The sequence below is a fragment of the Mangrovibacillus sp. Mu-81 genome (assembly GCF_036867415.1).
Lineage (GTDB): Bacteria > Bacillota > Bacilli > Bacillales > Bacillaceae_B > Rossellomorea.
This window is the reverse complement of the sequence record NZ_JBAJHU010000013.1, coordinates 20,606-44,487: the sequence shown is the minus strand read 5'-3', so window position 1 is coordinate 44,487 and position 23,882 is coordinate 20,606. Positions and strand designations below refer to the sequence as shown.

Here is a 23,882-nt window from a genome sequence, read left to right as displayed (position 1 = left end):
TGACTTGAACGTTCTATTTTAGTAGTTTCAAAGTAAGCTGCAGGAATGGAGTGAAATGGGTGAAATACGCATTGATTCGTACAAGTTTTTTAAGCGTACTTTGGGGCGCATACATATACAATTCTTCGGATGATTTACTCTCGCTTATCATACAGCTGTTGATCTGCTCTCTTTCTTTTGCACTCTTTTTTATTACTCCTATTACTGGAAACCCTCTTTTTATCTTTATATGTCAGGCCATTCTTCTCTTGGTGTCGACTCTGGCAGGCTCGACACCGGCTTTAGCCTGGAGTGTCTTATTCTATTTCCACATTGAAGCATGCATTATTCTTCAGCCCGCGAAGTATCGGCTTTTTCTTTGCAGTACGCTCATATTCTTTGGGATCGAAGCATTCCTTTTTGGGGAATCCTTTTCAATCGCAGCTCTGTCCGTTTTTGCCATGTTCTTTTTCATTACAATGAAATTAAATGAGATAAATGCCGATATGAAGGAACAAAGGCACCTTTATGATCAGCTTTTAGGGGAATACAGAAAGCTGAAAAGGGTTCTTTATGTCACAGAACGGAATTCAAGAGCAGAAGAAAGAACAAGGATTGCGAGGGATATCCATGACGCTGTCGGTCACAATCTTACAGCGCTTCTGATGAAAATCGAGATGTTATCCATCCAGTATGGAGAGCACCACTTCAAAGACTTAAAAGAGCTTGCAGCAGATAGCCTGGAAGAAACAAGAGAAGCGGTTAAAGCTTTGAAAGAAGGAGAAGTGGAAGGGATTCAGTCTGTCATCCAACTAATAAGGAAACTGGAATCAGAGAGCGGAATCATGGTTGAGTTGACGACGCAGCAGGGTGTGCTTTCCACACGTCTATCGAATAAACAGAGTATCGCAGTTTACCGGAGTATACAGGAAGGGATCACGAATGCGATGAAGCATAGTTCGGTCAGGGAAGTGAAAGTGATACTGGGAAAGACAGCACTCGGCCATCTCCATTTTAAAATCACCAACAACATCGAAGGGTGCCTTCCATTTCGAATGGGGTTCGGTTTAACCAATATGAAAGAACGGGTGGAGGAAATTTATGGTAAGCTCGAAATCAATCAAACCGAAAAAGAGTTCGTTCTCAGTGGATCGTTTCCAGTGGAAGAGGGGGTTATTGCATGAAGAATATCCTGTTAGTTGAAGACCAGGGGATTGTGCGGCAGGGACTTAAAATGATGATTGAACAAGACAAAACGCTAAACGTGTCAGCGGAAGCGGAAAATGGGCTTCAGGCGATCAATCAAATGCAGTCTCATGCCATTGATGTGATTATCATGGATATCCGCATGCCGGAAATGAATGGCCTTGAAGCGACTAGAATCATTAAAAAACAGTGGCCACTCGTAAAAATTCTGATCCTGACTACCTTTAATGATGATGAATACGCTTTACAAGCATTGAAGGAAGGAGCGAACGGATTCCTGCTGAAGACTTCTCAAGGAGAGAAGCTTATTCAATCGATTCACAGCTGTTTAAAAGGAGGCATGAGTCTTCAGGACGAAGTAGCAGCCAAAGTAGTGCCGAAATTGCTGTCTCATCAAAAGGACCCTCAGCAAATCCCTCCCTTAACAGAGAGAGAATTGTCGATCACCCAATTGGTGGGAAAGGGAAGGACCAATAAAGAAATAGCCGGTGAATTGCATTTATCCATCGGCACAGTAAAAAATCACCTGACGCAGATCCTTCAGAAATTAGAGCTCCGCGACCGGACCCAGCTGGCCATATATGCTGTCAAAAATGACATCGCCTGACTGACCTGTTCATTAGGTCAGTTATTTTTGTGGACTGTCCAACCGAAATATGTGACGGAGGTCACGTCATTTTCAGGTGAAGATGTGACAGAGGTAAGTAGGAGATATCATGAATGCGAAATACAATAGGAATATAGATTGAAGAGGAGGCGGAATGGATGCTCGAAGTGGTAAGCCTGTCGAAGCGTTACAAGAAGAACAAGGCAGTGGACGGGGTGAATATTTTTCTTGAAAAAGGAGAAACGGTCGGGCTGCTCGGACCCAATGGAGCCGGGAAATCTACGATCATATCCATGATTTCATCTCTTATTTCCCCGTCTGAAGGCGATGTGAGGCTGAACAATAACAGCATCCTTACATCTCCCGGGAAGCTGAGGAAAGTCCTGGGAGTGGTTCCTCAGGAAATTGCTTTATACACGGATCTGACAGCTAAAGAGAATCTGGAATTCTTCGGGAAGATCCACCGTTTAAAAGGAAAGAAACTAAAGGAAAGAATAGAGGGAATCCTTGAGCAGATCGGCCTGGCAGAAAGGCAGAATGATGTAGTGAAAACATTCTCAGGCGGGATGAAAAGACGGCTGAATATAGGTGTTGCATTACTTCATGACCCTGAAATCCTCATTATGGATGAACCTACTGTCGGGATCGACCCGCAATCCAGAAACTATATTCTTGAAGGGGTCAAAAGGTTGAACAGGGAAAAGAACATGACAATTTTGTATACCAGCCATTACATGGAAGAGGTGGAATTCCTCTGTGACCGCATTTATATCATGGATAAAGGGCATATCATTGCTTCAGGAACAAAAGATGAAATCAAAAGTATCCTCTCTTCTGAATCAACCATCCTCATAAAGCTGGATAAGAGCTCACCGGCATTTACGGAGAAATTAAAGGAGCTCGCATTTATCAAAACGGTCACCTCCCATGAGAAGACGGTCACCATCGTAATCCCTAAAGAAGTGCATCCGTTCAACCAGATCTTTCAACTAGCAGAAGAAACCGATGCAGCCATCGTAACAATCGACCGGCAGACGCCTACCCTTGAGGATGTATTCCTTCACCTCACAGGCAGAGCACTCAGAGATTAGGAGGGGTCAGAATGATTGTCCAATTTATAAAGAAACAGCTCCTCCTGATTATTCGGAATCCGCAAATTCTCCTCATTTTGATCGGGATGCCGCTCATCCTGATTACGATCCTCGGTTTTGCCCTCGGGAGTGTTATGAATGGGGGAGAAGTAAGTGTGAAAGCGAAGGTTGCCATCATCGAACATGGGGACAGCGATCAGGAATTAAACCATTTTCTGAAAAAACTGGAGTCTTCCAAACTTCCGCAGGAAGCAAAGTCTGCAATCTCTCAATCCGCCAAACAACTGTTACCGGTCGAACAGTTGAAGAGTGAAGTGTTGAAAAATCCAGAACTGAAAAAATACATTTCCGTTCATGAGATAGAGCCTGAAGCTCTGAAAGAAACAAAGGACGATGACTCCTATTCGGTCATCATTGAAATACCTGAAGGCTTCTCCGAACAGATTCTTTCTTCGATGTTCCTCAAAGAAGAAGAACGTCCGCAGCTCAAACTTTACCGGAATGAAGGAAAAGAATTGACATCCAATCTCACAGAAGATTTACTCACAAGTTTTCAAGAACAATATTCCCTTGCAGCTAAAATTGGTGAATCTGATGAAAGCATTCTGAGTGCTGACTCCATGGATACCGAAGTGATAGGAAAAGTATCGAATGTGGAGGACCGCGAACCCCTCACTTCAACCGCTTATTATGCAGTAGGAATGAGTGTCATGTTTGTTTTATATATTGCTTCCAATATGGGTTCATTTGCTTACCAGGAAAAAGAAGACCATGTGTTTGACCGTATGATCCTGGCGAATGTTTCAATCTGGAAATACTTCACCAGCATTCTGCTGACAACTATTATTCTCGCTGCCCTTCAACTGGGTATCCTGTTTGGGGTCTGCGCCCTATTTTACGGTGTGACGTGGCCGGCTTTAGGTTCGTTTTTACTGGTGACCATTGCACTCAGTCTGGCAGTGGGCAGCATAGGCGCATTGCTCACATCATTGAACTACCGTGCACACTCTGAGACTTTTTCTAACTTTTTCTCCACGGTGATTGTAACGGTATTTGCATTTGTGGGAGGAAGCTTTGGTGAAATGTTTTCATCTGATTTCATCCGGAAGATCGGGAATCTCACTCCGAACGGTGCAGGGATGACAGCCTATTTCAAACTATTTCAAGGCTATCCTTTATCAAGTGTACAGTCTGAGCTTCTCATGTTGGTACTGTTCAGTATCATTATTCTCATTCTGGCTGTCTTACTATTTCCAAAGGAAGGGGGAACAGCGAAATGAAGGGAATCCTCTTTGCGAAAATGAAAATGTTCCTTCGTAAACCCTGGCTGTTTGTCATCATGACAGCTGTCTGTGTCATGTTCGCTTTCTTTACAAGTCAGGGCGGAGTAAATAAGATACCCATCCCCTATAGTGTGGCCGCTTCATCTGATCAGACGGATCTGATTGTAGAAGAGTTGTCACAAGCAGAGGCGTTCCATTTTCATGAAGTCACACAGGATGAATTGAATGAGCTGGTGAGTGAAGGAAAGAGGGAAGGCGGGCTGATCATAAAGGAAGGTGAGTTCAATATCATTATTTCCTCACGCACAGGTACGACTTCCTTACTGCAGCAGGTGGCTGGTAAAGCATATGGGGAGGTTGGACAAAAAGAAGCGTTGAAGGAAGCTGCAGCATCCAAAGGGATACAAGAACAAGAAGTGGAGTCCTGGTATTCAGCAGCAGAAACGTCGCCCGTCTTTTCAATAAAGCAAACATCATTCAAGGGCAGTGATACGTTTGTATATGATCCTAAACTGCAGTCACTCTTTGGCTTTTCGCTGTTCTTCGTCATCTATACGATCGCTTATAACGTTGCCTCCATTCTCTATGAAAAGAGGGAGGGAGTATGGGACCGCATGATCCTTTCACCGATACGTAAATGGGAAATGTATGCAGGTAATCTGATATACAGCTTTATCCTCGGTTATATCCAGCTGGCATTGATATTTTTCGTCTTCCGCTATCTGACGGAAGTGAAATTTTACGGTGGATTCCATACCGTCTTACTGTTGCTGGTCCCTTATGTATTTGCCATCGTCGCTCTTTCCATGCTGATCACGGGACTTGTTAAAAAGGTACAGCATTTCAATGCTGTCATCCCGCTCGTTGCGGTAAGCATGGCGATGATAGGAGGTGCTTACTGGCCGCTGGAAATCGTTGAATCACCGGTACTGCTGGCGTTGTCTAAAGTAGTGCCGCTCACCTATGGAATGGAAGCCTTAAAGGGAGCGACCATCAATGGGTGGGGATTGGAGCAATTGATGCTGCCTGTTTCTGTCTTAGTACTTATGGGCGTTCTCATGATGGGAATCGGGATTAACTTTATGGAGAAGCGGCATATTTAGGTGAGAGTGAAAACGTTCCTCTTAAAGAATGACAAAAGAACAGGCACCTGTTGAGGGTGCCTGTTTTTTACCTTTATAAACGGATTTACTCATTGGCCGCCTTCTTACGTACTTCTTCTCGTTTCGGCCAGCTTTCCACTCCTTTTAAGCCGGGAATATCGTCTGCGTAGAACACAGGATCCAATCCTTGACGGCGCTGTACCATATAATTGTCGAGCGCCTTAAAGGCAATAGGGGCAAGAATCCCGATGGCAATCAAGTTTGTGATGGCCATGAGCGCCATTGAGAAATCGGCCAGACTCCATACAATATCAAGGCTCGCCACAGAACCGAATACGACCATTCCTAATGCGATGAAGCGGTAAACCAGAAGACCTGTTTTACTCTTACTGATGAATGGCAGGTTCGCTTCACCGTAGTAATAGCTTCCAATGATCGAACTGAAAGCAAACGTAAAGATCGCAATGGCAAGAAAGATACCAGCCCATGATTGGAAGTGTTCTGACATCGCAGCTTGAGAAAGCTCAATACCCGTCACTCCCGAGGAGTAAGCATCAGAAGTCAGGATGATGAAAGCGGTTGCAGAACATACCAGCAAGGTATCGAAGAAAACACCCAGTGCCTGAATGAAACCTTGTTTTACCGGGTGGGACACGGATGCTGTCGCTGCAGCATTTGGCGCACTACCCATACCCGCTTCATTTGAGAATAGTCCGCGTTTCACACCGTTCATGATGGCAGCACCGATACCACCGCCGACTACCTGTTCAAACCCGAACGCACTTTTGAAAATGAGAGCAAACACTTGCGGCATTTCCGTAATGTTTGTGATGACGACAAACAATGCAAGAATGATATAAAAACCTGCCATTAACGGCACGATCGCGGATGAGAAATTGGCAATTCGCTGCACTCCGCCAAAAATAACGAGTGCGGTTAATCCTGCGAGAACAATTCCGATTAATAGCGAGTTAATACCGAAAGAATTATTAAATGCAACCGAGATGGTATTACTCTGTACAGCATTGAATGTTGTACCGAAAGATAGCAGGATTGTCACTGCAAAGATCGAACTCATCCAGCGTTTCCCTAATTGTTTCTCCATGTAGTAGCCAGGACCGCCTTTGAAACCAACCTTATCTTTCACTTTATAAATTTGGGCAAGCGTACTTTCCACAAAAGCACTGGCTCCTCCGAGGACCGCTACGACCCACATCCAGAACACAGCTCCAGGACCTCCAAGTGCTAAGGCAATGGCTACTCCCGCTAAATTACCTGTACCAATTCGAGTACCTGCTCCGATAAAGAATGCCTGCAGGGAAGAAATCTGCTTCTCGCCTTCTGCCTTCTGAACATCTTTATCGCCTAGTAATCGGAACATTTCCCCAATATGTCGAATTTGGACGAATTTCGAACCGACTGTAAAGTATACACCTAAAATAATTAGTAATCCGATTAAGATATAACCCCATAAATATGAATTTGCTTCGCTGACTAAGTTGTTTAAAATCTCCATGATAACCCCCTCGAAAATTTGAATCGGTTACGTTTATTATTATCTGAAAATTAGAATCAGAAGTCAAGTAATTATCTGAATATTAAATTTTTACCAAGTGACTATTTAGGGTTTCAAAATATGTTGTCATAGTAAATAAGGGATTTTAAAGTTTTTAAAGAGGTAAGGAAGGATAGACGAGGGGAGGGAAAATTATTCTGAAATAATGAAAAATAGAATATAAAATAATAATTTTTTTAAAAATAAAAATGCCACAGAAATGTTCTATGGCATCTGGAAGGCTGGTTTGTCACTTGGACATATAAATGAGAACGCGTCATAAATAATCTGTCGAGGGATCAGTAGTAGTTCCAGTAGCCTAATACAAATAAAAGTACTCCCGTAATCATGGAAATGCCAAATATCATAAATAAGAAATCAAGTATTCCGTCTACAAAAACCTTTTTACGGCTTTCCCGCTTAAAATTCTTTACTTCTTTTCGATAATAAGCTGAACGACTCATCCCAATACCTCCAATCTTCACATTCATAACCATTCCATAACTAAAGATATTCTCGAAAAAACAAGAAAATCCTGCCTGTATGTGAAAAAATTGTCGTATCGGGGGGAGGTAAAACAAGAGGCCGAATGAATTCGGCCTCTAAGGTATTACAGGGAATCATCTATCTTGTTTGATTTTCTGAGATCTGACTAAGAGCGCCGCCAGCGCTTTGATCAGACTTTTGTTGTACTGCTAGATCGCCCAATGCAAGCATTCCGACCAGGTTTCCGTTTTCGACTACTGGAAGGCGGCGGACCTGATGCTGTGACATTAACGACGCAGCTTCTTCGGCGGAAGCATCCGGTGAGATCGTCACAACGTTTTGGGTCATAACCTGAGACGCAGTATCCTGAGTACCATTCGTCAGTCCGCGAGTGGCGATGTCGCGGTCCGTTACCATTCCGACAACTTGTCCGTTTTCCACTACAGGTACAGAACCAACATTCTTCGATTGCATTTTAGATGCAACATTTTGTAAAGAATCCTGATTGGATGCAGCTTCAACATTTGTCGACATTAGATCGCGTACTTTCATTTAAATTCCCCCTCAATTGTTGTGGCAGTACAATCTTTATTATTTGAATATTTGCTTGCAATATTCTTTCGATCTGGAGGAAGTTAATTGAAAAGGTGGATATAAGCTTAGTTGAAAATAAATGCAGGGAAGTTGAAAATAAACAGTCGAAAGTTGAAAATAAATCAATCTTAAAATGAATTTGATATGGTTTTGGCTGATAAAATAGAAGGATCTACAGAAAATCCGTAGATCCTTCTATTTTGAAATGAACATCTGCGTCCAATAGGTGCCGTATGAACCGCCCTTCGCGTATCCGACCCCGATATAGGTGTAGGTGTCATTGAGGATGTTTTTACGATGTCCGGGGCTGCTCATCCATTCTTTAACAACTTGTTCCGGACTTGTTTGTCCGACTGCAATATTTTCACCTGCTGAAGTGTACTGGATATTAAATCTTTTCATCATATCAAAAGGTGAGCCATATTGAGGGCTTCGGTGAGCAAAATATCCTGTATCTCTCATATCCCGGGATTTATATCGTGCCACTCTGGACAGCTGCCAGTCTAATTGAAGAGGAGCGAGTCCGGCTTTCTGCCTTTCCTGGTTTGTAAGATCAATCACCTGGCTTTCAACAGACTTTGTTGATTTGATGATTGGAATATTGATTTTTTGAGTAGGATATATTAAATCCGGATTTGGAATTTGAGGGTTTGCATCAATCATTTCAGATAACCCGATTTGAAACTTTTTGGAAATTTTCCAAAGAGTGTCTCCTTTCTTTACGTGATAAGTTTGTGCTGCCTGGGCACCGGTGATTCCTGTAAGACCAAAGGCAAGGGACATTGTGACCATTATCATCGCTAATTTTGTTTTCATACGTATAAATTGTGTATTTAAATGTGAAATATTCTTATAAAGAAAAACAAAAAATAGGATTATTGTTTCATTTATAGGGAATAGGAAAACCATCTAGAATAAAGTGAAACCTTTTTTTATTTCATACGTACAAATAGGTAACGAATTTAATCGAAGAGGTGAATAACGTGGTAAAGGAGAACGATCGCTTTAAAAAGGTGATAACCAGTTTATCGAAAGTCGGCGTCAATATTTCTAAAACAAAGTCCAGACGGGAGATCCTTCATTCACTAAAGCAATATCAACCATTACCTAAGACGTTAACTCAGGATTCATAACGGTTTGCAAGGCATATTTCTCTTTTTTTCACGATATAATAAGAAATAGTGAAAAGGAGGGAATGGCATGGAAAGAGTGTTGTTTGATGTCCAAACGCTAAAGGAAATAAGAAAGAGGGCAGATGAAATTTCATACCGCTGCATGAGCGCCTCTCAGCCAGCCGATCCTTACAGTGTCAACTTGGCATTGGATCAGGTTTCCCGGGCATTATCCATGTTTGCAGAAATGGAAATCCACCGGATGCAAAACACGCATATCGCCTGTGACGGACAAAGCTATATTAATGGTCGTCTGCGGTTGGCGTACAGAACAATCCTTCAAAGCCCTCAAGAAGACTCGAACACAGCTTAATAAAGAGGTTGACCCAAGAATAACGAATGTCTAGAGATTTGAATCATTAGACGATTGGCTCATTAAGGACTGATCCTTTAAGGGTGATCACTTCATCTTTTTGGGTCAGCCTCTTTTTTTGTAAGGATATTTGTAAAGGCAGGTGACGTGATGACTATTATCTATCCAAAGATATTGTTGGTTTGTAATGGGAAAGCAGGTCAGGGGGAATTGGAAACTCAATTGATGGAAGTCACCCCGGAGCTTTTGGATATTTGTGATACATTGACTGTTCATAAAACGAAAGACAAGGGCGATGCAGAAAAAATATGCAGAAACACCGGGCAAGAATATGATCTGGTTGTCATCATGGGCGGGGACGGTACTGTACATGAAGCGGTTAACGGGTTAGCCAGTCTTGCATCGAAGCCAAAGGCCGCCATCCTTCCAGGGGGAACCTGTAACGACTTTGCACGTTCCCTGAATATACCCGTGAATTTGGGACAAGCCGTCAAAACCATTACGGACTCACCCCTGGAAAAGGATATCGATATCGTCAAAGCAGGCGACCGCTATTTCAGTAATTTCTGGGGGACAGGCCTGGTTTCTAAAACAAGTGATAATATCGACATGGGATCTAAAAGTGTTCTCGGAAAGCTCAGTTATTATATCAGCGCATTTCAATCCATCCAGGATCCGCCGCTGTTGCGGGCAGTCATTTCGGCTAACGGGAAAGTATACAAGGAACAAGTGGTGATGCTCCTGGCGGCGAACGGGCGCTCAATTGGCACAAACCCGCTGCCAGCCAATATTGATCTTGAAGATGGCCTGATCGATATATATATGGTTAAAAAAACAGGATTCCCATTATTGAAGGAATTTTTCATGATAAGAAGCACAGGAGAAGTAAACGATCCGTCAAATGATATCATTCATATCCGGGCTTCGGAGGCTACGATTCATATAGAGGAAGATGAGAAAGTGGATATGGACGGAGAGCTCTATGAAGAACAGAACCATACCTTGGTAGTCTTGAAGCATCATCTGCGGTTTATTGTAGGGGAGAATGAATAAGAGAGTATTGGAGTGGTCCTCCAATACTCTCTTTTTTACTGAATCTGGTTGAATCAATTTAGTTTATACAGTATGTCTTTTCTTTCTGATGACAAGGTAGATAATGTAGGCCAGTAGTAAGATACCGCCTGCTGCGAGTGTCAGCATGGTGAAGTTTTCTTCGATAAACGGTTTTGCTTTTGCTCCAAGGGCCAATATGATTGCTCCTTCAAGAAAGAAGCGGATGCCCCGTCCGATGATCGACCATATGACGAGTACTCTGATTTTTACTCCGGAAACACCGGCAAAGATGGTGAAGATTTTATATGGAACGGGTGTGAGGCCGGCAATAAGCAGGGCCATGGGACCGTATTTCATAAAGTATTCTTCCACCTTCTGAATTCTTGCTTCTGAGAATAGGTATACCAGTATCGGCCGACCGAGTTTTTTACCGATCCACCAGCCGAATAACGCACCGATGACTGACGCAGCCGTTGTATATAAAGCATAGAGCAAAGCATTTTCAGGGTTGGCGATCGCCAGCGGGATTAACAGGACATCTGGTGGAATCGGAAAGAAAGACGAATCTGCAAAGGATACAAGAATCAGTCCCCAAATCCCGTAATCGAGCAACCAGGCTTCAAAAGCGTGAAGTAGTTCAGACATAAGATATCTCCTTTATTATCATGCAATTATTGTCAAACGTATTGTCGGTTTTTGAAATAACATAAGAAAGTATATCACTTTTTAAGGGGAGCGTCATGGAATATCTGATTGGACTATATTAGAAGAGAGGAAGCAGTCATAGAAAAGACCCCGCTCAGTATAGATCACAATTGAGTAAATAGAGTGATCCATAAAGAAGAGGGCTGAGTGGAGTGAAAAAATAAGTCATTTCTCGGGAAATAGTGACAGGATGTCTGGCAATTCTACATTTCGTCCGGTGATTTGATGCCTAACAGGCTCAAACCTTGTGATAACAGAGACGCTGCTGCGAAGACGAGTGCCAAACGGGATTCCTGCTCCGGGTCCGGGTTAATGATTTTTGTATTTCCATAGTAGCTGTTAAACGACTTTGCGAGCTCCAGCAGGTATTTTGCCAGGATGGAAGGTGCGCAGCCCTTCCAAGCTCTTTCGACTGTTTCAGGAAATAGTCGAAGCTGCTTGATTACTTCCCAGCTGGCTGAGTCTTTCAGTCCATTAAACGTGTAAGGTGAAGCGACTCCGGCTTTTCTCAGGATCGATTGGGCTCTCGCATGAGTGTATTGCAGATAGGGGCCGGTTTCCCCTTCGAAGGTAAGCATGTGTTCAAGGGAAAACTCAATATCGTTCAAACGGTCATTTTTTAAATCATGGAAAATGACCGCCCCGACTCCGACATCCCGGGCAACAGCTTCTGCTCCTTTAAGATGCGGGTTTTTCTTTTTGATATTTTCATCTGCCATCGCGACCGCTTCGGCAAGCACTTCTTCCAGTAGAATGACGCGTCCTTTACGAGTCGACATTTTCTTTCCGTCCTTCAAGTAAAGGCCAAAAGGTATATGCTTCATGCTTCTTGCCCAATCAAATTCCAATTTCTCAAGCACCCCCTTGACTTGTTTGAAGTGGACGGTCTGCTCCTGGCCGACAACGTACAGCGCTTCATCGAAGGAATATTCGCGTTGGCGATAAAGGGCGGCTGCCAGATCCCTTGTAGCATAGAGGGTTGCGCCATCTGTTTTTTTGATTAAACATGGAGGCAGTGTCTCGTCCTCCAGCCACACGACGCGGGCACCCTGTGACGTTTCAAGGAGAGCCTTCTCCTGCAGCAGTTGTACTACCTCTTCCATTTTATCGTTAAAGAATGCCTCGCCATTGTAGGAATCGAAGTTCACTCCAAGTAGTGTATAGATGGTTTTAAATGCTTCGAATGATTCACACTTGAACCATTTCCATAACCCGGTGATTTCTTCATCGCCGTCTTCGAGAAGCTTGAATGCTTTACGGCCTTCTTCTTCAAGCGCAGGGTCCTGAACAGCCTCTTCATGGAATTTCTTATAAAGGGTAAATAATTCGGCAATCGGGTTTTCTTTTACCTTCTCTTCATCGCCCCATTTTTTGAAGGCGACGATCAGTTTCCCGAATTGTGTGCCCCAATCCCCGATATAGTTGATTTTGACGGTTTCATATCCGCATTTTTCTGCTAAATTGGCGAGGGCATTGCCAATTACAGTGGAACGGAGGTGCCCCATCGAGAAGGGTTTAGCAATATTAGGAGAAGACATATCCAGCACGATCGTCTTGCCATTCCCGAATGGATGGGAACCGTATTGAACTCCTTGCTTAAGAATCGAGGAGACAATCTCCTTCCCGGTGAGTGCGGGATCAAAACGTACATTCACATAAGGACCCACTGCCTCCACATTTTTGAATGTTGGGGAATGAAATGTCTGGGCTATTTCTGCAGCAATCACTCCAGGGGATTTTCTCCATTCTTTGGCTAATCTGAAGCACGGGAAAGCCAGGTCTCCCAGATGGGCGTGCTTCGGTATTTCGATTAACTTGCAAATATCTTCTTCAGGCCAGGAAGAAAGAACCTGGGACTTCATTTCTGTCGCTAATACTGACTTTAAATCCATCATTTCCACCTCCAAATAAAATAAAAAAACCCGTCTCTATTTGTTATAGAGACGAGTTTATGCTCGCGGTACCACTCTTTTTCCCGAAGGGCGCTCATAGGTTAACGGTGCAAACCGGTCTTTCTCTACTGCTTTCAAGAAAGACTTCTCAGAAGTGCGCTTCATTCCGGGCTTCACACCAGGCTTGCACCATCCCTGGTTCGCTAATGGATCTGCGTCAGAATTACTCTCTTCATCATGGAATATCTTGTATATAGTTAGATATTATTTTACACAATTTGGAGATAAATACAACATATATTGTTAAGAATCTTCTGAAGAGAACATATACGTTTTATGATGGTATCTCATACTGAATACAATTCCCAGTGCCAGCATGTTCCCCATCAGGGAACTCCCCCCGTAACTGATGAACGGAAGCGGGATCCCTGTGATCGGCAATAATTGAATCGTCATTCCAATGTTCTGAAAGACGTGGAATGTGATCATCGAAATGATTCCTGCGCATACGTAGGCATTGAACTGTTCTTTCGTGTCCAGCGCTGTCTTAGTCAAATGATAGATTAACAGGAAGTAGAGACTGATGACGACACTTGCACCGATAAACCCGTATTCCTCACCGATGACACTGAAGATAAAGTCAGTATGGTTTTCAGGGATATATACCTCTCCATCGTTATAGCCCTTTCCGAAAATCTGCCCGGATCCGATCGCATTCAATGAATTGATCAAATGGAATCCTTCCAGTTTGGAATAGTTATAAGGGTCGAGCCATGCATAGATCCGCCCGAATTGATAAGGCTTTACATTTAAGTATTTTTCCAATATATCCGGAGCCCATATGACAAGGGAAATGACAATTCCGCCAAGGAACGTGATCGAAGCATAAATAGGAACGATAATCTTCCACGTTATCCCCGAGACGAGGATGATTCCTGTCATGATTGCGAGAATGACAAGAGATGTACCCAAGTCAGGCTGCTGCATAATGAAGGCGAGCGGCAAAAAGGTGGCTGCGCCGATTTTCAACAGCAGCTTGAAATCTGTTTCGATCGTCTTTCTCGGATTCATTTCATGATGAATTGTAATGATCCTGGCAAGGACAAGGATCAAGAAAGTTTTCATGAATTCGGAAGGCTGAATCGATCCCAAAGGTCCGAGCATGAACCAGCTCTTCGCTCCATTCCGGTAAGGTGCAATACTTTCCGGAGAAATGAGCAGCACGAGGAGCAGGGCTATACCAAGACCATAAAGATACCAGGAAAGCCGTTTGTATTGCTCCGGGTCAAAGAATAGTGCTCCTCCGATAATGATACCTCCAACCACATACCAGAAGGCCTGTCGGATGACGAAGTTTGTTTCATATACACTGGAGGTCTGTGCGCTGCTTATGCCAAGAGCACTGACGATAAAGAACATCATCAATAAAAACGCAAGTCCCCAGTCAAATTTATCAGCAAATCGCTGGCGAGTTTCCATAATCATTTCACCTGAATTTCGTAAGATTTCACATTCCTAGTCTAATAGAAACGGAGGAAAATTTCTACTGGCTGTCATTGACGACAAGCTTATTTTTCACCTGTTTATACCAGGAGGCAAGATGAAAAGACAGCAGACTGCAGGTAAAGAAGAATTTGTCAGGGTATGCAGTATTTCCTTTTCCATATATTACATGAATGCACTGGGAATCCAAAAGTAAAACTCCCGAGTACAAATGTAACATTTCCTATACTAATTAGCTAGAAAGCTTAAGGCTGGTTGAAACGAATCAAAATCCTTTCAAATGAAGGCAGCAAGCCTTCTGTACTATCGGATTCAAACCGATATTTGCGGGCGCAATAAGCAGCCGACCCTGTCGAATGACTTTTTCCGACAGTTTCCTGCGACTTTTGTCATCATTTTGAAATGAAATAGAAAAGAACGATATCCATGTTTCTTTGCTAATATAGATACTAGTAGATACGCATCGTGTAAATCAGATGGAGGGAATGTTTTGAAGTCAAACAAGCAAATCAAAGATATCATCTATGTGCATAAAAATATAGATCGGCAATATGTAGTTTCTTACGGAATTAACTTTCAGGAATTTGCTTTACATACACCGCAGCCTCTAAGAAATTTGCTCTTGATCAAACATCAGTATGAGCATGGGGCATTTAATATTCACACTCATCTGGAATATGTTGAACAGGAAGAAACGGACAAGATCATAAATGACAACGTAGCGGGCTACGGTGACTTCTGCTGGATCGATTTTGACGAAGAAGCAGGTGTCAATGAATTGAACGGGCAGGAAATCGCAGAGCTGCTCTACATGGGGCATCTGAAGCAGCCGCTGAGCGCACCGTTTTACTCCAAATTGAACAACCGTTTCGCGTACCTCTCTCATGATGATGGGTGGTTTAATAAAATTTATTACCGTGACTTTGATGACTTTTACGAGCTGTTAGGTTCAACGGTTGCTTCGAAATTGGGAAGCGTAAAAGGCGGTAAAGGATTATTCGGCATGAAAAAGGAAAAGCAGTTTCCCGTGATCGGTCCTCAGATCATCACTTCTTTTAAAGAGAAGATAAAGGAAGGAATGATCATTTCCATAGAAAAAGCCATTGTGAGCAGAGGGAAGATCGAGATTCCGATCTGGGTCATTGGGGACTACTTCAATATGGATGAAATGATGGAAGATTATCAGCAATTCAGTAAATCACCTGCTAATGGTCTGCTTATTTTCGACCGTAAAACAAAGAACTGGAGTTCATCGATCCGTTAGGCAGGCACAAACAGCAAAATGGAGAATAGAGTGTAGGGATGGATCCGCTACCCCTTTTACTCAGTTTATAAAAAAGATAAGAAGGATTAATCAGTGTACAGGACTTCATCAACATTCTAAGTTGAATGAACTTCTTTACAGGGATTAATCCTTTTGATTATGGAATGAGTATGTCTTTCTCCACTTTGTAATCATTTTCTCCCTTTGCTGTCAGCCACACTGTCAATGTATAAGTGCCGCTGTCAAGCTTTGGCAGCACCAGCTGCTGGGTAAATGCCTCCCCTTGTTTAAGCGGGATTTCCTGTATGGCCTGTGTATACATTTTGTTTTCGGATTCGCGGTATACCACGTTTCCATCCTTGTCTTTCAACGTGAAGTCGATCTTTTGACCGGATGAAAAGACGAAGGTTTTTTCTTTTTCCGTTTGGTTTTTGATTTTAAACTCGTAGACCGCTTGTCCATTTTTTGCATCCTGCTCGATTAAAGAAGGTTCCATACTGCCTGCAACAATTCCTTTCTCTGTTTGATTTGTGTCAGCGGTGCCGCTGGTCTCCTGTCCAACATCCTCCTGTTTGGGGTCGTCGGAAGTTCCGCAACCGGTCAAGCCCCCGACCACGAGAGCGCCGGTCAATGCGATGATCAATTTCATCATGTCCCATCACCTCTAGTTTATTAGACTTAAAAACAGCAGAAAAGTTTCAAGACTTTGTTCCTCATTATCAAAGTAAGACCAATCACCCAGAAAAAATAGAAAAGCGATATAGTTTGGTTTTCTCAGGAGTGGTCAGTACAATGGAAGAAGAAATGTAAAAATAAAAATCAAAATCAGGTAAAGAGGAGGGAAGGCGTTGAAGAAAATAGATATCCTAAAGATGGCCGGCTTCTCTGCCCTCCTCCTCATCTTCCTCTGGTATAGCCGCGGCTTCTGGGAGATACGGCCGCATGATATCAGAGACTGGATCATGCCGTTTGGGTGGGGAGCACCTATCGTCTTCATTATCATGCTGACGATCCGTCCAGTCGTTTTAATTCCGACTACAATTTTTTCCATTGCGGCTGGATTGGCATTTGGCCCTTACATTGGCCTAGTGGTTACTCTCGCCGGTGCACTTGGAGGGGCAAGTGTTGCATATGCTGCCTCCAGTTTCCTTGGATTGAGGCTTTGGAAGAAATCTTCTCCCAAGGTGACCATCATCCGGGATAAAATGGCTGAAAATGGTTTTTTCTATATATTGATGCTCCGATTGGTGCCGTTTCTGAATTTCGATCTTGTGAGTTATTTAGCGGGAGCAGCGAAAGTGCGATTTCTTCCTTATATTGCTGCTACAGCCATAGGGATCATCCCGGGGACGATCGGATTCGTCTTCTTTGGTTCTGGTTTAAGCGGGGAAGACCGGATGCATCTCTATGTGGCAATCGGAATGTTCGTGTTCCTCTCCCTGCTTGTCATTTTCACCAGAAAGAAATTGAAGTTTTGGTTCGGTGACTCTAAAGATGACTAATATGGAAGAGTAGGGGACGGAGCTTCATCCCCTTTCTTCTATTGAACCCTGACTCGTTTGGATTCCCACTCTTCCCGAATCATGCCCATTCGAATGGAATCGTAATAGACACCATTATAATAACGGCATTTCCTCATCCTGCCTTCAAGCTTCATGCCGATTTTTTCTGCTGCCTTCATCATTCGTTCATTACCCGACCAGGTAGTGATACCGACCCTGCCGATTTCCTTTGTTTCAAATAGATGATCAATCCATTGAGATAGCGCATCGGTCCCATAACCCCCGTTCCAATAGCCGGGGTCATAAATCACAATACCCGCCTCAAGCCATCTCGTTGGTTCATACTCCCAGTAGTAGCTTACCGTTCCGATGATGTTTCCCTGTACTTCAATGATCCGTTGATGATCATTGGTTTTCTCGACAGTGTTCAGGAAAGATTGCTTATATTCTTCAAATGACATTTGTTTATGTTCAAAATAAGGGGCATCCCAATTCTTCCATTGAGGTGAAGGTTCTTTATGGATGTATTTCCAAAGTATTTCTAAATCATCTTCTTCTATTTGTCTGAGGGTCACTCTTTTACTGGTTGAATTCAATTATGTCCGCTCCTTGTGATATTAGTTGGCTTAAGTACATAATCAGGGAAAGGATATTTCCTGTTAATTCCATTATACAGATGTTTGGTGCCTATTAAAAATAAGGGGGAAGAGAAATGACAAAAATAATGGTGATTGGCAGCAGTTCGATGGATCTTGTAGTGACTGCGCCAAAGAGGCCGCTGGCGGGAGAAACACTCCTTGGAGATTCGTTTAAGACCGTGCCGGGCGGAAAAGGGGCGAACCAGGCAGTGGCCGCTTCCCGCCTGGGTGCTGAAGTATATATGGTTGGATGTGTCGGAACCGATCGATACGGAGAAGAGATCGTAAAGAACCTTCAGCAAAATGGTGTGAACACAGATTTTGTTGAAGTTATTAATGGAGAGAGCGGGACTGCACATATTGTGATAGCAGAAGATGATAATAGCATTATTGTCGTTCAAGGCGCCAATAGGCATGTGACACCTGAACTGGTATCGAGGGCCGGAGAAGTTCTTTCGGAATCTGATATGGTGCTGATCCAGCAGGAAATACCCGTTGAAACCGTCCGCTATGTGAGCAGACTGTGCAAAAAACTGAACGTTCCGCTCATACTGAATCCAGCTCCGGCCAGAAAAACGGAACAAGAAGTGATTGAAGCTGCCAGGTTCCTGACACCGAATGAACATGAGGCTTCCCTGTTATTTGATGGCATGGGTATACAGGAGGCAATCAGGAAGTATCCTGGTAAACTGTTTGTGACACAAGGAATGCAGGGGGTTCGTTACTTTGACGGGAAGAAGGAAGTGGTCGTCCCTTCCTATCCGGTGAATGTCGTCGATACAACCGGAGCGGGGGATACGTTCAACGCAGCCTTTGCCGTCGCTTTATCTGAAGGGAAAGGAGTCGAAAAAAGCCTTCAATTCGCCAATAAAGCGGCTTCCATTTCCGTCTCCAAGTTCGGGGCGCAAGGCGGTATGCCCACCAGGGAGGACGTCGGCAATGGCTGAAATAAACAAGACCCGATCCGCTAAAAAGCAGGTCGGGTCTTCGGTATCAGCTAGCTTTTGCACTTGAGACAGCAGCTTTTTTCTTATTTGTCAGCTTGTCGACGATGGACGTGATGGCTCCGTCACCAGTGACATTGCAGGCAGTTCCAAAGCTGTCCTGTGCCAGGTAGAGAGCGATCATGAGGGAAGTCATCGTAGGACCGAATCCTAACATCGATTCAAGCAAACCGAGTGCAGCCATTACCGCGCCGCCCGGAACCCCGGGTGCTGCAATCATGGTGATCCCGAGCATCAGGATGAATGGGAATAACTGAGTGAATGACAAAGCTTCGCCCTGAATGAACATAACCGCCATTGCACAGCTCACAAGCGTAATCGTGCTCCCGGATAAGTGGATCGTAGCCAGCAACGGAACGGAGAAGTCAGAAATGCGTTCTTTCACTCCAAGTTTCTTAGTGCGTTCCAATGTTACCGGGATGGTTGAAGCGGATGACTGTGTACCCAATGCAGTAAAGTAAGCAGGCAGCATGCCCTTCATCATCACGAACGGATTTTGTTTGCGCATCGTACCGGCCGCCGTGTATTGGAAGGCCAGGAAAATCACATGCAATAAGATAATCATCACAAACACTTTCGCAAACACAGACATGATCGCACTGACTTGTCCGCCCTGAGTCATATTCGCGAATATCCCCAGAATATGAACAGGAAGCAGCGGGATGATGATTTTCTCAATGACCAATTCAACGATCTGCCTGAATTCATCCATTCCTTTTTGGAGGGAGCCGCCTTTGATTGCAGCCATTCCAAGTCCGATAGTGAAGGCGATCAGGAGCGCCGTCATTACTCCCATGACAGGAGGCATGTCCACCGTGAAGAACCCTTTTAAGAGAGCTTCTTCAGGATTTTCAAATGATTGAGAAGTTTGATTTGCCAATAGGGAAGGGTAAATACTCTTAGCGACGGAATATGTCAGCAGTCCCGCAAGAACTGTGGACCCGTAAGCAAGCCCTGTGGTCAGTCCCAGGAGTTTTCCTGCCCCTTTTCCCATCGAACCGATTCCAGGTGCAATGAATCCTATGATAATCAATGGGATCGCGAACCCAAGGAAATTACCGAAAAGTCCATTAAACGTAGCGAATAATTTCACGACCCATTCTGGTGCAATTGAACCAATCACTATACCTAACGCAATCCCCAACAGGATCTTAGGCAGTAAACCAAGCTTTCTCATCTTGATGTCCTCCTTGAATGTACAATTGTTTTCGATAGGAGGATTATACACCCGGGAGAAGAATATTTTAAGAGGAAATTGAAAAGGCGGAATCTTAAGTGTATTCAGATAAAATAAAGCCCATAACCCTGTAGCGGGACCAGGCTGGGTAAACATACATATATAAAGACGGAACTCCAACGGGAAAGAGCTGTTGAATCAAGGACAATGGTGGTGATTTTATTTTTCCAACTAATCATTCTTTCCCTTTTAGTTGAAAGTGATAAAATAGAAACATCTATTGTTAATATTGGAGGTACTCATACATGAAAACCAAGCTTTGTTTATTGTACGGCGGCAAGTCAGCCGAACATAACGTATCCTTGCAAACAGCTAAGGCTGTCATCGGAGCCTTAGACTTAAATAAATATGAAATTCACCCTGTATTCATCTCAACAGAGGGCCGGTGGGTCAAAGGCCCCCAGCTTGATGCTCCTGTTGACGATGTAAAAGCATTGCAATTCAATAACGGGGAAGAGATTTCTCCCAACGCGTTAAGCACGGCAATCACTCCAGCTGAATCCAAAGAAAGTGAAGGATACGATATGATCTTTCCGCTGCTTCACGGTCCTAATGGAGAAGACGGAACCGTTCAAGGGATGCTTGAATTACTGAACCTTCCTTATGTGGGGAATGGTGTCCTTGCGTCATCAGCAGGAATGGATAAAGTGATCATGAAGAATCTTTTCGCACAGGCGGGGATCCCTCAAGTGAATTACACTTGGTTCATCCGCAGCACGTGGAAAGGAAACCCTGAGAATGCATATAAACAAGTGGAAGAGGAAATCGGATATCCATGTTTCGTAAAACCGGCGAACCTTGGTTCATCCGTTGGAATCAGTAAATGTACATCCCGTGATGAGTTGGCGGCGGCATTCAATGAAGCATTCCAATTCGACCGCAAGATCATCATTGAAGAAGGCGTAAAGGCGCGCGAAATTGAACTGGGAGTGCTGGGAAACGATCAGCCTGAATGCTCTGTTGCAGGTGAAATCGTTCCGAAGAAGGATTTCTATGATTATAAGGCAAAATATGAAGACGGCGATACGGCACTCATCATCCCTGCAGAGGTCGATCAGGAAACATACGCCAACATGAAAGAGATCGCGATTCAATCCTTCAAGGCCCTTGACTGCTCCGGTCTGGTCCGTGCAGATTTCTTCCTGACTGAAGACGGGCGGATTTACATGAACGAAGTGAATACAATGCCGGGCTTCACGCCATTCAGTATGTTCCCGCTGCTGTGGAAACATACAGGCGTCGACTATCCGACACTGATCGGGAAATTAGTCGAGCTCGGGTTGGAGCGCTATGAAGAAAAACAGACAATCAAACATACGATGTAATAACTGAACTAGGAAGGGACTGACTGGAGGATGATCATCTACTAGCAGTCCCGCCTCTTTGTCAAAGCCCTTCCGCTTTTCTTATAGTAACCCGTAAAGGAGAAAGAAAATGTTTGAAAAGAGTTTAAAAGAAACGTGTGAAATGCTTCATGTCCAAAATGACCTTGCTCAATTTGAAGACCTTATCATAAAGGGCGTAAGCATTGACACACGTAAAATCGAAAAAGGAAACTTATTTGTCCCTTTCAAAGGTGAAAATGTGGACGGTCACCGATTCGTAAGACAGGCGGTTGAAAAGGGAGCATCTGCAGCTCTCTGGGATAAAAACGTTCCGAATCCTCCTGAAGATATCCCTGTCCTGGTCGTAGACGACCCGCTGCTTGCGCTGCAGTCACTGGCAAATCAATACCGCCATCAGCTTGATCTGAAAGTGGTCGGCATCACAGGCAGTAACGGAAAGACAACGACCAAGGATATGGTCGCCAGTCTGCTGGGCACAAAATACAATGTTCATAAGACACAAGGAAACTACAATAACCATATCGGTCTGCCATTAACTATCCTGGCGCTCCCGCATGACGCAGAAGTGGCTGTGTTAGAAATGGGAATGAGCGGGTTCGGTGAAATTGAATTATTATCTGAGATCTCCCAGCCCGATGCAGCGATCATTACAAATATCGGAGAATCACATCTTCAGGATCTTGGGTCGCGTGAAGGCATCACAAAAGCCAAGCTTGAAATCGTCCAGGGATTAAAAGAAGGCGGATTATTCGCCTACTACGGAGACGAGCCCCTGTTGAAGGAACAGGTAAAGGACTTATCTCTTAACCATGTGGAAACGTTCGGACGAAGCGAAGCGAATACCATTTACCCAGTGAAAATCGATATGAACAATGAGGGAAGCCGGTTTGAAACCTCATGTTATGAAGGAGAAGCATTCTTCCTTCCTGTACTGGGGCAGCACAATATCCATAATGCCCTGGCCGCCATTTTGATTGCCAAAGAATTTGGTGTCACAGTCGAAGAGATGAAGAAAGGACTGAATTCGCTAAAGCTTACCGGGATGCGGATGGAAATGACAGAAGGACAAAAAGGCGAGAAAATCATCAACGATGCCTATAACGCAAGTCCCACTTCCATGAAAGCAGCGGTCCGGCTTGTTTCAGAACTTGAAGGGTTCAACACCAAAATGCTTGTACTGGGAGATATGCTTGAGCTTGGTGACAACGAAGAGGAGTTCCACCTTGAAATCGGAAGAATGATCGACCCCGAGAAGATCCAGCGCGTCTATACTTACGGCGAGCTTGGGAAATTCATCGCAAAAGGTGCACTCGAAAGATTTTCACTTGAAAATGTTCACGCTTTCCAGGATAAGAATGAACTTGCCCAAAAGTTGAAAGACTACACACATGGCGGAGAACTGATACTGTTCAAAGCTTCCAGGGGAATGAAGCTGGAAGAAGTCATTGATGCATTGTCTTAAGCAGGACAGCGGTTAGAATGTTAAATAAGTGTACAGAATGAGAATGGGCAGGAAGAGGGGGGCCAATCTCCCTCTTCTTATTAGCAGTTCCTCTTCTCATAAAGAGAAATCAGACTTCAAGTAAGTGGGGATCATAATGATTGGATGTTTACTTATTCATGGATTCACAGGCGGTCCTTATGAAGTGGAGCCTCTGGCAGAGTATTTGAGTGAAAAGACCGAGTGGGAAATCATCGTGCCTACTCTTCCAGGTCATGGGGAAACCCTTTCTTTAAAAGGGATCAAACATGCCGAATGGATCGAGCATGCAGAGGAAGAATTGAAGCACCTTATATCGACATGTGACATTGTCTATGTCATTGGATTTTCCATGGGCGGTCTGATTGCCTCCTACCTGTCTGTCAAATACAATGTGGACAAACTTGTCTTATTGAGTGCGGCTGTCTACTATTTAAATTTCAAACAGCTTACAAAAGATATTGGGAATTTAATTAAGGAAGGGCTGCAGGGGAAAATTCTTGAAAACGAGCTTTACAATCGATATAAATATAAAGTATCGAATACCCCGTTCCTTTCTGCATACGAGTTCAAAAAGGTCGTTCGTGTTGCTCGTCCAATCCTGAAAAACGTACGGATCCCAACATTTATTGCTCAAGGCGAAAATGATGGAATAGTCCCGCCAAGAAGTGCAAAATATATATATGAGACCATTTCATCTGAAGAAAAAAACCTATATTTTTCCTCGAAAGCAGCTCATTTAATATGTCATAGTGAAGATAATCACGAATTATTTGGAGAGATCTACCATTTTTTGCAGAGTGAATAGAGCGACTATTTTACAATAGATTGAAATTCATCTTCATAAGTGGTAACATAACTACAACATT

24 protein-coding genes and 1 other annotated feature are annotated in these 23,882 nt (G+C 43.7%); of the genes, 14 read left to right on the top strand and 10 right to left on the bottom strand.

What is annotated here, in order from left to right:
* The first annotated feature begins 59 nt into the window (after window positions 1-59).
* From V6B33_RS19270 to V6B33_RS19250, 5 genes are all read left to right on the top strand, one after another.
* Window positions 60-1,163, top strand: coding sequence for a sensor histidine kinase (locus V6B33_RS19270; protein WP_334219301.1), 1,104 nt, complete (start codon window positions 60-62; stop codon window positions 1,161-1,163).
* Window positions 1,160-1,792: a response regulator transcription factor gene (locus V6B33_RS19265; RefSeq protein WP_334219300.1), complete on the top strand. Its 633-nt coding sequence runs from the start codon at window positions 1,160-1,162 to the stop codon at window positions 1,790-1,792. The genes V6B33_RS19270 and V6B33_RS19265 overlap by 4 nt, the downstream gene beginning before the upstream one ends.
* Window positions 1,793-1,950: 158 nt before the next feature.
* Window positions 1,951-2,883 (top strand): ABC transporter ATP-binding protein, encoded by a 933-nt coding sequence (locus tag V6B33_RS19260; protein WP_334219299.1) that lies wholly within the window; start codon window positions 1,951-1,953, stop codon window positions 2,881-2,883.
* 11 nt (window positions 2,884-2,894) lie between these two features.
* Window positions 2,895-4,163, top strand: coding sequence for an ABC transporter permease (locus V6B33_RS19255; protein ID WP_334219298.1), 1,269 nt, complete (start codon window positions 2,895-2,897; stop codon window positions 4,161-4,163).
* Window positions 4,160-5,269, top strand: coding sequence for an ABC transporter permease (locus V6B33_RS19250; RefSeq protein WP_334219297.1), 1,110 nt, complete (start codon window positions 4,160-4,162; stop codon window positions 5,267-5,269). Before V6B33_RS19255 ends, V6B33_RS19250 begins: the two co-directional genes overlap by 4 nt.
* An 85-nt stretch (window positions 5,270-5,354) precedes the next feature.
* Here V6B33_RS19250 and V6B33_RS19245 read toward each other — a convergent pair whose 3' ends face one another.
* From V6B33_RS19245 to safA, 4 genes are all read right to left on the bottom strand, one after another.
* Window positions 5,355-6,785 (bottom strand): alanine/glycine:cation symporter family protein, encoded by a 1,431-nt coding sequence (locus V6B33_RS19245; protein WP_334219296.1) that lies wholly within the window; start codon window positions 6,783-6,785, stop codon window positions 5,355-5,357.
* A gap of 338 nt (window positions 6,786-7,123) precedes the next feature.
* Window positions 7,124-7,288 carry a hypothetical protein gene (locus V6B33_RS19240; protein WP_334219295.1) on the bottom strand — a complete coding sequence of 55 codons (165 nt, stop codon included), beginning with the start codon at window positions 7,286-7,288 and terminating at the stop codon, window positions 7,124-7,126.
* Between the two features lie 160 nt (window positions 7,289-7,448).
* Entirely contained in the window at window positions 7,449-7,862 is a 414-nt protein-coding gene (locus V6B33_RS19235; protein ID WP_334219294.1) for a CBS domain-containing protein, read from the bottom strand.
* A gap of 237 nt (window positions 7,863-8,099) precedes the next feature.
* Window positions 8,100-8,720 (bottom strand): SafA/ExsA family spore coat assembly protein, encoded by a 621-nt coding sequence (gene safA / locus V6B33_RS19230; protein WP_334219293.1) that lies wholly within the window; start codon window positions 8,718-8,720, stop codon window positions 8,100-8,102.
* A gap of 158 nt (window positions 8,721-8,878) precedes the next feature.
* Here safA and V6B33_RS19225 point away from each other — a divergent pair, with 158 nt between their 5' ends.
* From V6B33_RS19225 to V6B33_RS19215, 3 genes are all read left to right on the top strand, one after another.
* A complete protein-coding gene (locus V6B33_RS19225; protein WP_312857768.1) occupies window positions 8,879-9,037 on the top strand; it encodes an Lmo0850 family protein in 159 nt (52 codons plus the stop codon).
* Between the two features lie 67 nt (window positions 9,038-9,104).
* A complete protein-coding gene (locus V6B33_RS19220; protein ID WP_334219292.1) occupies window positions 9,105-9,389 on the top strand; it encodes a hypothetical protein in 285 nt (94 codons plus the stop codon).
* A 150-nt stretch (window positions 9,390-9,539) separates the two neighbouring features.
* On the top strand, window positions 9,540-10,442 hold the full coding sequence (locus tag V6B33_RS19215) for a diacylglycerol/lipid kinase family protein (RefSeq protein WP_334219291.1): 903 nt from the start codon (window positions 9,540-9,542) through the stop codon (window positions 10,440-10,442).
* A gap of 63 nt (window positions 10,443-10,505) precedes the next feature.
* Here the strand turns inward: V6B33_RS19215 and V6B33_RS19210 are convergent, their stop codons facing one another.
* The 3 genes from V6B33_RS19210 to V6B33_RS19200 all read right to left on the bottom strand — a co-directional run bounded on the left by V6B33_RS19210 (window position 10,506) and on the right by V6B33_RS19200 (window position 14,518).
* Window positions 10,506-11,087: a YqaA family protein gene (locus V6B33_RS19210; protein ID WP_334219290.1), complete on the bottom strand. Its 582-nt coding sequence runs from the start codon at window positions 11,085-11,087 to the stop codon at window positions 10,506-10,508.
* Window positions 11,088-11,350: 263 nt separating this feature from the next.
* A complete protein-coding gene (argS, locus tag V6B33_RS19205) occupies window positions 11,351-13,039 on the bottom strand; it encodes an arginine--tRNA ligase (protein ID WP_442915561.1) in 1,689 nt (562 codons plus the stop codon).
* A 44-nt stretch (window positions 13,040-13,083) separates the two neighbouring features.
* Window positions 13,084-13,287, bottom strand: a binding site (T-box leader).
* A gap of 55 nt (window positions 13,288-13,342) precedes the next feature.
* Window positions 13,343-14,518, bottom strand: a complete 1,176-nt coding sequence (locus V6B33_RS19200; protein ID WP_334219289.1) for an FtsW/RodA/SpoVE family cell cycle protein — start codon at window positions 14,516-14,518, stop codon at window positions 13,343-13,345.
* A 514-nt stretch (window positions 14,519-15,032) separates the two neighbouring features.
* Here V6B33_RS19200 and V6B33_RS19195 point away from each other — a divergent pair.
* Entirely contained in the window at window positions 15,033-15,806 is a 774-nt protein-coding gene (locus V6B33_RS19195) for a hypothetical protein (RefSeq protein ID WP_334219288.1), read from the top strand.
* 157 nt (window positions 15,807-15,963) lie between these two features.
* Here V6B33_RS19195 and V6B33_RS19190 read toward each other — a convergent pair whose 3' ends face one another.
* On the bottom strand, window positions 15,964-16,458 hold the full coding sequence (locus V6B33_RS19190) for a BsuPI-related putative proteinase inhibitor (RefSeq protein ID WP_334219287.1): 495 nt from the start codon (window positions 16,456-16,458) through the stop codon (window positions 15,964-15,966).
* A 196-nt stretch (window positions 16,459-16,654) separates the two neighbouring features.
* Between V6B33_RS19190 and V6B33_RS19185 the strand changes: the two genes are divergently transcribed.
* A complete protein-coding gene (locus V6B33_RS19185) occupies window positions 16,655-17,308 on the top strand; it encodes a TVP38/TMEM64 family protein (RefSeq protein WP_334219286.1) in 654 nt (217 codons plus the stop codon).
* A gap of 38 nt (window positions 17,309-17,346) precedes the next feature.
* Here V6B33_RS19185 and V6B33_RS19180 read toward each other — a convergent pair whose 3' ends face one another.
* Complete coding sequence (locus tag V6B33_RS19180; protein ID WP_334219285.1) at window positions 17,347-17,904, bottom strand: GNAT family N-acetyltransferase; 558 nt, start codon at window positions 17,902-17,904, stop codon at window positions 17,347-17,349.
* Between the two features lie 116 nt (window positions 17,905-18,020).
* Here V6B33_RS19180 and rbsK point away from each other — a divergent pair, with 116 nt between their 5' ends.
* The gene (gene rbsK / locus V6B33_RS19175; protein WP_334219284.1) at window positions 18,021-18,893 is read left to right on the top strand and encodes a ribokinase; all 873 of its coding nucleotides are present in this window, start codon (window positions 18,021-18,023) and stop codon (window positions 18,891-18,893) included.
* Between the two features lie 46 nt (window positions 18,894-18,939).
* Here the strand turns inward: rbsK and V6B33_RS19170 are convergent, their stop codons facing one another.
* A complete protein-coding gene (locus tag V6B33_RS19170) occupies window positions 18,940-20,127 on the bottom strand; it encodes a dicarboxylate/amino acid:cation symporter (protein WP_334219283.1) in 1,188 nt (395 codons plus the stop codon).
* Window positions 20,128-20,432: 305 nt separating this feature from the next.
* Here V6B33_RS19170 and V6B33_RS19165 point away from each other — a divergent pair, with 305 nt between their 5' ends.
* From V6B33_RS19165 to V6B33_RS19155, 3 genes are all read left to right on the top strand, one after another.
* On the top strand, window positions 20,433-21,512 hold the full coding sequence (locus V6B33_RS19165) for a D-alanine--D-alanine ligase (protein WP_334219282.1): 1,080 nt from the start codon (window positions 20,433-20,435) through the stop codon (window positions 21,510-21,512).
* A gap of 109 nt (window positions 21,513-21,621) precedes the next feature.
* Window positions 21,622-22,995 (top strand): UDP-N-acetylmuramoyl-tripeptide--D-alanyl-D-alanine ligase, encoded by a 1,374-nt coding sequence (locus V6B33_RS19160; protein ID WP_334219281.1) that lies wholly within the window; start codon window positions 21,622-21,624, stop codon window positions 22,993-22,995.
* 136 nt (window positions 22,996-23,131) lie between these two features.
* The gene (locus V6B33_RS19155) at window positions 23,132-23,821 is read left to right on the top strand and encodes an alpha/beta hydrolase (protein WP_334219280.1); all 690 of its coding nucleotides are present in this window, start codon (window positions 23,132-23,134) and stop codon (window positions 23,819-23,821) included.
* The last annotated feature ends 61 nt before the right edge of the window (window positions 23,822-23,882 follow it).